Origin of the sequence: Pseudomonas sp. NPDC088414, assembly GCF_044753325.1 — a bacterium.
Classification (GTDB): Bacteria; Pseudomonadota; Gammaproteobacteria; order Pseudomonadales; family Pseudomonadaceae; genus Aquipseudomonas.
The window spans coordinates 1-1,346 of the sequence record NZ_JBIVMY010000078.1 but is presented as its reverse complement, the minus strand read 5'-3'; the positions used below and the strand labels follow the sequence as shown (position 1 = coordinate 1,346).

The following is a 1,346-nucleotide window of genomic DNA, read 5'->3' as shown; positions in this document are numbered from 1 at the left end:
CGTTCCACGTCGTGTTTACGTCAACCAGATGGACCGTGCTGGTGCCAACTTCCTGCGCGTGATCGGTCAGATCAAACAGCGTCTGGGTCACACTCCGGTGCCGATTCAGCTGGCTATCGGTTCGGAAGACAACTTCCAGGGCCAGATCGACCTGATCAACATGCAGGCTGTTTACTGGAACGACTCTGACAAGGGTATGGTTCCTGTTCGCAAGGAAATCCCTGCGGACATGCTCAAGCTGGCTACTGAGTGGCGCAGCAACATGGTTGAAGCTGCGGCCGAAGCCAGTGAAGAGCTGATGAACAAGTACCTGGAAGGCGAAGAGCTGTCGATCGAAGAGATCAAGGCCGCTCTGCGTCAGCGCACTATCGCTGGCGAAATCGTTCTGGCTGTGTGCGGTTCGTCGTTCAAGAACAAGGGCGTTCCCCTGGTTCTCGACGCCGTTATCGACTTCCTGCCTGCTCCAACCGACATTCCAGCTATCAAGGGCTCGAACCCTGATAACGAGGAAGAGGAAATGGAGCGTCACGCAAGTGACGACGAGCCGTTCGCGGCACTGGCGTTCAAAATCGCTACCGACCCATTCGTGGGTACCCTGACCTTCGTCCGCGTTTACTCGGGCGTGTTGAACTCCGGCGACGGCGTGATCAACTCGGTTAAGGGCAAGAAAGAGCGCGTGGGTCGTATGGTGCAAATGCACGCAAACGCCCGTGAAGAGATCAAGGAAGTACGCGCTGGCGACATCGCGGCCCTGATCGGCATGAAGGACGTCACCACTGGTGAAACCCTCTGCAACGCTGACAAGCCAATCATCCTGGTTCGCATGGACTTCCCGGAGCCGGTTATTTCGGTTGCCGTAGAGCCTAAGACCAAGGATGACCAGGAAAAAATGGGTATCGCTCTGGGCAAGCTGGCTCAGGAAGACCCGTCTTTCCGCGTAAAAACTGATGAAGAGACTGGTCAAACGATCATCTCCGGCATGGGCGAGCTGCACCTGGACATCCTGGTTGACCGGATGCGCCGTGAGTTCAACGTCGAAGCCAACATCGGCAAGCCTCAGGTTTCCTATCGTGAGCGCATCACGAAGAACTGCGAAATCGAAGGCAAGTTCGTTCGTCAGTCCGGTGGTCGCGGCCAATTCGGTCACTGCTGGATCCGTTTTGCTCCTGCTGACGAAGGTCAGGAAGGTCTGCAATTCGTGAACGAGGTTGTAGGTGGTGTGGTTCCTAAGGAATACATCCCGGCTATCCAGAAGGGTATCGAAGAGCAGATGAAGAACGGCGTTGTTGCCGGCTATCCGCTGATCGGCCTGAAGGCTACCGTGTTCGATGGTTCTTACCACGACG

The 1,346-nt window shown here is 56.0% G+C and carries 1 protein-coding gene; it reads left to right on the top strand.

Annotated elements, in window-relative coordinates:
• Positions 1-1,346: elongation factor G (gene fusA, locus ACIP8I_RS27145; protein ID WP_400764929.1), on the top strand; the 1,346-nt coding region annotated here is incomplete at both ends.